The organism is Bartonella sp. AP280QHHD, assembly GCF_042196125.1.
Classification (GTDB): Bacteria; Pseudomonadota; Alphaproteobacteria; order Rhizobiales; family Rhizobiaceae; genus Bartonella.
This window is the reverse complement of sequence record NZ_JBHIPQ010000046.1, coordinates 23020-29791: the sequence shown is the minus strand read 5'-3', so window position 1 is coordinate 29791 and position 6772 is coordinate 23020. Positions and strand designations below refer to the sequence as shown.

Below are 6772 nucleotides of genomic sequence, written 5' to 3'. Positions count from 1 at the left end.
ATTAAGACGTATCAATGCTGTTCGAGCAATTACAGCCTTTGTATGCCAAATGGGAGAAAGGGTATTGCGTATCTCTGTTTGCGTAATCTCTGAAACGGGCAGACAGCCCAATTTAGGGAGAATATGAAGGCGTAATGGTAAAAACCAATCACAAGCTTTACCATCTCTTTTTAATTCAGCTTTACGGCTTTCAAAAGCATCTACGGCAATATCTTTTAAGTAATGAAGATTGCTTATTGCCTCACGCTTTTGTTTATTGCGTTCTTTAATGGGGTCACGCCCCTCACGTAAAACAGCCCGCCATCCTGTTGCTAATTCACGGGCTTGTTTTAAAGAGACATCTCGCAACGCTCCCAAGCCCATTTCGCGGCGCCGACCATGAATGGTATAACGATAAAGCCATTGAGCACCACCATCTTTACGCTTATGAAGTAACAAGCCGGCTTGTGACGTGCAAGCAAGTGGTTTTAGTTGATTCAACCATACACAGATTTGAAATGAGAGAATCCTACGTTATTTGGGATTCTTATTCGATATGAATAGTGCTAAATTATCATTATAAATCAATATGATTGTATCTTTAATAAGAAATAAAAGTTTGTATTTTGGCGTCGAGTAGAACCTCTTTTAAAAGTAATTTCACCGCAAGTAGTATTTCACAAAATTACAATTAAAACAGAAAAATAATTGAAAAATTTTTCTTCTGAGAAGCTGATTTACGCAACAACTATTCTTTATTTCAGCCCAAAAAAATCTTTTTAAAATTACTTGATAAAGCAGAACATTGCATATTTCTTATTGCGATTTAAGTGAAATAGCCATTGAAATCAGGAATAATACTTTTTGAATGAACTTACTAATTAAAATGGAAATTAGCTGAGCACAAGAGTTTTTCGATTTATACCGGTATAGGCTAATTTGTTTTCCAAACTGAATATTGCGTAATACAGTTAAATTGATTTTACAATTATAAAGTTGTAAACTTTTTATAAAATACTAATTGTCTTGAATATAAATAAAGTACATAATAACAGTATGAGGGGGATATTATGTCATATAAAAAACCGCAGGTGATTGGCACTGTGAGCAGTGCAACTTTAACTTGTTATAAACCATTGGTGTGAGATAGAAAAAAATAAAAAAACAGGATAAGAGCGCTGCAGCGCCCTTATCCATTGTATTATTAAGAAACAATTTAGGAGGGGAAATGTTTTGTATTAATCTCGACGAGAATAGCATAACTAGATTAAATGATTTTTCGACTATTGTGCTTAATGATTCAGTTATAATTTTAATTGATTCAGTTTTTTACAGAATCAGAAAATTGAAACTGTTGCGGCAAAGCTTAATGTAGAGACAGAGATTTTAGCATCAGATTTTTCAATCTTGTTAAGAGAACTAGAAAAGAATGGCTTTCTTTTAAAGAAGGAAAACTTGATTAGTGCGTCAGATTCGATTTTTGATCTTAAAAAATTATGGGTACCTGTAACACCTATTATACATATTATCCAGAATTGCAATAGCCCTTGTATCATGTGCGATTGCTGGAGGATTAAGGAAAAAAATTGGCATACTCCAGAAAGTTTAATACCCTTATTTAGAATGTTGAAAGAAAAAGGAGCTGCCTCAGTGATGCTTTCTGGGGGAGAACCTTTAATGCATCCGAAGCTTAAAGATATTTTATTAACGTTGAATGAACTAGGTCTGCCCGTTGAATTAAATACTAATGGCATCTTATTGCATAAAAATTTATGGATTTCACAGTATGACATAAAAGAAATTGTTATTTCTATGGATTCGACTAGTGTCCAAGGATATTATGATATACGGGGGGCGAATAAATTTGATCGCGTGTGGAAAAACATTGAAACAGTTAAGAATCTTCAACCTCTGCAAAGTATAGGAATAAGAGCGACAGTTACCAAAGAGATTCTAGAAAATATTATTAATTTTATCGATTTTTGTATAAGCAAAGATGTCGATTATATCGGATTCAGTCCGCTCGATACGTCGTCATTTAGTTTTTCTAGAAAAAATAATACAAAGGATCGATCTAAGGCTTTAAGAAACAAAACTCTTCCGCCAAACGCTTCACTTTTTCATTTGAGAGATGAATTATCAAGGAAAGAATCCCCCCTCCAGATTTATATAGATAAAAAGTTCCAAGAAAGGAAAATCTCATGGACGTCACAAAATTTTGTAAATTGTATTAATTATTACTTAGGCGAAAATTCTGCGTACGTTTCGTCGCCGTTAATGTGTTTATTTCCATTTTGATCCTTGGTATTGGACTATAATGGAGATTTAAAAAATTGCTTTTATTCAGAAGCTTTTGGGAATCTACAAATTATGAGGCAATAGATTGGTCTGCTCAAAGCGTTTTAAAATCTTTGAAAGAATCTGGCGCATGTAGCGGATGTCGTGGGAAGGTATTTTGTGGATAAGGTTAAGCAATTTAAGATTTATAGCGTTAGCAAGTCTACTGCTCTAGTGGTTGCTGTTTTACCACTTTTTTTGTCGGAAAAATTGCATTTGTCGCAAGCGGATATTGTTTTAATCGGTAGTTATTTTTTATTGCTTCCTTTGATCTTAGAAGTCCCCTTGGGTTTATTATCAGATGTTTATGGAAGTAAGCGCGTTATTTATACTGGGCTGTTTTTCTTTCTTTGCGGTTTTTTAGCTCTTTTTATGAATTATGCATATTTTGCTTACGCCACTTATTTGTTGTGTATCACATTAGCGGCCGCTTGTTTCTCAGGTGCGGAAGATAGTTTACTCTTTTCTGTAGTACCAAAGCATCGCACACTGTTTTCCGTTAAGTCCGAAGTGGCTGCTGTTACCTATAGTGTGACAACGGTACTTATTTTTTTAGGGGGAATACTTTATTATGTGCATCCTGCATTGCCTGTAATTTTTCAAATCCTTTCATTAATTTTTGCTATTTTTATGTTTTCAAAACTGACGAAGGGATTAGATAGTTTTCATATCAACGCTCATCCGAGTATTTTCACAGTTATGTGCGCCAGCCGTAAAGAAGTCAAAAACCCTTATCGCTTCACTCTTGTTTTTTTAAGTGCAGTTTCAGCTTTTGCTATTTTGGTTAATAATCGAACTGTTTCTATCGCATTTTCTGATTTTTTGCCATTTCAACCTGCTATTTTGGTTTCGATTATTTTTATCATTGGGAATTTTTTTTCAGCAAGTTCCAATATATTGTTTCAGAAGTATTTTTCAAAGTTTCAAAATCCTATTTTTCCCGTCTTAATGATTGGTTGTATGGTAACCATTGCTTTTTTTCTCATGTCATTTCAAATCATTGCGGCTCTTATATTAGGATTTTTACTGCTATGTGTTTTTAAATCTGCTTATCGATCTTATCTGTCGTCTCTTCTTATAAATTCACTGATTGATCCCAAAGCTATCGCGACTGTTTTATCATTTACAGCCATTATTACAGCTGTTGTATCCTTTGCATTCAGTTTTTTATACGGTCATGTTTTTTCAACATTCTGGCAAGCTAATTTGTGGTTGGCAGTGATTATGGCTGTGATTTTTGGGGTGTCTGCTTTAATTATTTTTGTCAGAAAACAAGAAATCATTTGGTTACAGCCTGAAAATGCACAATCGTCAAAACAACATTTCTTGAAACGCAAGCATCAAGAGTTTTGCTATGGGCAAATTTATCCGGAAGCATCGTGCATTAATGAAAACATCAAGGATGGCTCTTTTCGACAAAGTCTCTATCCTGCACCAAATTTGATAACACTTTGCGATGAAATAGTCGAATGGGAGTTTATCCGGGGTACTGTATTGAGCCAAATGGATTTGCTACATCAAAAGGCGATTATTGATCAAATCAATAAGATCTTTCAAGATCGATTAAGCAAGAATATAATCTTATCACATGGAGATTTACATCCTGATAATATCATTGTTACTTCTGATAGTTCTTTTATGGTAGTGGATTGGGATTTATGTCAAGAAGCCAGTCCGGAATTGGATATCTTAACATTTTTCACCAGTCCAAGATTATCTCTCAATTTAGAAGAACGGATAGACTATATTTCTCATTTGCTGTCTATATCAAAGGATGAAGCTTTACCAATGATAAAAGCGTTTGTGGCTAAAAAAATTTCTGATCTTTCTCTATACCAAAATATTTTCATGAAACAATTAGTATTGGATTATATGAACTTGAATAAGAAATTTCATGGGCGATAATATTGTAATTTGTAATGAAAATTGCAGTGCGGGCTGCAATCATTGTCCGTATTCGATGGAATATATGGTGAGAGATGACGCGTTGCCTGAATCTTTATATACAATAAATGACATAAAATCTGATTTTATTATTCTTTCTGGTGGAGAGCCTTTTGAGCTCGATTATGATTTACTTCATAAATATACTTGTATGTGTCTCATTTGCAAAAAATATTTTCGGATTGCAACAGGGGGGCACATCTATATTCAACCATATTTGAAGCTATTAAAGAGTAATCCGTTCTTTTTAGGGATACAAATAGGCACAGATGTTATTTCAGAGATAAGAAATCTAGACAGTAAAAAATATAAACAAACGTGGGTGCGTAACATAGAATGTATGAAAAAAGATAGCGTACCATATAGTGTGACGATTACTTTATCGGAGAGATTCGATTTGGCAGAAGTGTTAGCTCTAATACGTATCGCTACTCCCGAGTTCATTTTAGTTAATTTTGAAAATAGAAAAAAGTATGAGAATAGATTTCAGTTAAATATGATACGGGATTTTTTTTCTGGCTGTGAGATAAAATATGGATATACGCATCAGAGTTTACACCAATAAATATAAACTATCGGATTCTTTTCACAGTTCTTCTGGTGTGTTAGTTGAAAAAACAGAACTGATAATTTTATTTACTGCTCAGGATAAAGTTATTTCGCCCTTTGCTATGGAGTTGCCATTGTCACCTAGTCACGGAGAAATGCCGGACGATTTTATAAAATCTGTAAATGAACGATCAATAAATAAAAGTAAACACTTTGCAAATTCTTTAAGCTATTTCTTTGGGTTGGAAGATTTTTTTAAAAAAGTTGAAATGGCTAAAATTATTAATTCTGGATTAATGAAATCTATTAAAACGATAGGAATAGGTGCAATTATTGATGATGAGATACGTAATTACGATTTGATAAAATTGAAATCATCGAATCAGTATTTGGATGATACAATTGCAATTGTTAATGAAAACAAAAATGTAAAATTTATTATTGATTTCAATGCAAGTATTAATTTTGAGCAGTGGAATTATTTTATTGATAGGATAGATAAGAATAATTTGTTTGGAATAGAACAGCCTGTGAAATTTCCTTCAAAAATTCCAGATTTGGGTTTCTTAAATATCGCTGATGAGACATTCGTGAAATGTGGTTATGAAAAAATTCACGAATATGGCTATAATGCTTTTGTCTATAAGCCATTTGCAAGTAATATTAAAGAATTATATAAGTGTTTTGAGAATAAAAATAACTACGTTGGTATGGTTGGAAGTAATGTTTCAGGCCCTTTAGATTGTAGTTTTTGTAACATCATAAATCATTATATGCCTACCAAATTAGCAGGAAATCGTGCAAGTAATTTTGAAGCGCATCCGTTAAATAATAAAACTGAGGATTTAATGAGAATTCGAGAAAAAAAGATATCTCTCTCTGATGAATTGTTTATTTATCTTGATAAATTTTGCCAAAAGGTATCGGATTTGTATTTTGATATGAATCAATTAAAAGAAATTGCTACAAATATATAGTATTTCCCACTCTGAAGCAGCTATGTTTCGTGAATAGATATAGGACATACCGATGGAAGAACGATATGGTGCTTGTCTCATGTATCGGGATCTTATATACTAAAAGTGTCAAAGATGGTGGCAAAATTGGCTTTGATTTTTTTGATATTAGCAGTAATTTAAGCAGCAACTTGCCTTTTTTATTCAAGATTTTTGATGAGAAAGAATTATAGGTATTTCAGTTTGATGTAACTCAAAATAAGCGAACGGTATTTTTAAGCTTGATGTTTATTATAAAGCTGAGCTCAACCCCAATCAAAACAGTATGGCAGGTGGACTTATTATCTTACTTAAAAGGGGCTAGCTAAGAAGCATACGCTTGTTATTATATCGAATGTTCTCAATTTGCATTCGATTAAACTTACAAATCAAGATGGCTTTTATTCTAATATCATCAATACTGGGCTTTATAGATTAAACATTCAAGTCCAATAATTCGCAGAACAAATGAGCCATGCATCCAAAATGCCAATTACGAGTAATATAAATCCCAATGATATTGTAGCTGATATTCACTTAATACCATCAATACTTCCAAATGACTCCTATTATCGTAAGGTTTTTTTCTTTTTTCTTGAGATCATCACCAACGTCATAAAAATATATTTTACCATGCTGTTGCACGTTTGGATTTTTTACAAAAATAGAAATTTCCATAGAGTAGCTCAAGATCCTAAACAAAAATATTAAAATATAATGTTTTTTATTTTTTATTATTAAAAAAATAACATAAACATTGGAATAACTCTCCAAAAGCAACAAAACTCTTTGTAAGAAGAACTCTGATCATTTTCTTTGAAAAAAGAGCAATGAAGAGAATGTCACTAAAAAGAGCGTTGAGCGATTGGCTTGAAAAACTGTCAAAAGAGATTTCTCTATTGTGTGGTCCTATGATTTTTCACCAAGGTGAGCTATTCATAGCGTTTTGTAGGCCGACCGCCTTTTGG

Annotated in this window: 5 protein-coding genes; 4 read left to right on the top strand and 1 reads right to left on the bottom strand. The window is 32.8% G+C overall.

Features of this window, described 5'->3' with window-relative positions; all coding sequences use genetic code 11:
* A partial coding sequence (locus ACFIMK_RS07415) for an integrase arm-type DNA-binding domain-containing protein (protein WP_375683002.1) occupies window positions 1–480 on the bottom strand: 480 nt, incomplete at its 3' end.
* A gap of 1053 nt (window positions 481–1533) precedes the next feature.
* On the opposite strand from ACFIMK_RS07415, the gene ACFIMK_RS07410 reads away from it, so the two are divergent.
* The 4 genes from ACFIMK_RS07410 to ACFIMK_RS07395 all read left to right on the top strand — a co-directional run bounded on the left by ACFIMK_RS07410 (window position 1534) and on the right by ACFIMK_RS07395 (window position 5786).
* The gene (locus tag ACFIMK_RS07410) at window positions 1534–2277 is read left to right on the top strand and encodes a radical SAM protein (RefSeq protein ID WP_375682037.1); all 744 of its coding nucleotides are present in this window, start codon (window positions 1534–1536) and stop codon (window positions 2275–2277) included.
* Between the two features lie 159 nt (window positions 2278–2436).
* A complete protein-coding gene (locus ACFIMK_RS07405) occupies window positions 2437–4221 on the top strand; it encodes an MFS transporter (RefSeq protein WP_375612536.1) in 1785 nt (594 codons plus the stop codon).
* Entirely contained in the window at window positions 4211–4825 is a 615-nt protein-coding gene (locus ACFIMK_RS07400; protein WP_375613858.1) for a hypothetical protein, read from the top strand. The genes ACFIMK_RS07405 and ACFIMK_RS07400 overlap by 11 nt, the downstream gene beginning before the upstream one ends.
* The gene (locus ACFIMK_RS07395) at window positions 4794–5786 is read left to right on the top strand and encodes a hypothetical protein (RefSeq protein ID WP_375613859.1); all 993 of its coding nucleotides are present in this window, start codon (window positions 4794–4796) and stop codon (window positions 5784–5786) included. Before ACFIMK_RS07400 ends, ACFIMK_RS07395 begins: the two co-directional genes overlap by 32 nt.
* Window positions 5787–6772: the final 986 nt, after the last annotated feature.

Excerpts from the sequence above, each read along its gene's own strand:
- ACFIMK_RS07410 (WP_375682037.1), top strand. The coding sequence starts at position 1,534 with ATGTGCGATTGCTGGAGGATTAAGGAAAAAAATTGGCATACTCCAGAA.
- ACFIMK_RS07395 (WP_375613859.1), top strand. The coding sequence starts at position 4,794 with ATGGATATACGCATCAGAGTTTACACCAATAAATATAAACTATCGGAT.
- ACFIMK_RS07400 (WP_375613858.1), top strand. The coding sequence starts at position 4,211 with ATGGGCGATAATATTGTAATTTGTAATGAAAATTGCAGTGCGGGCTGC.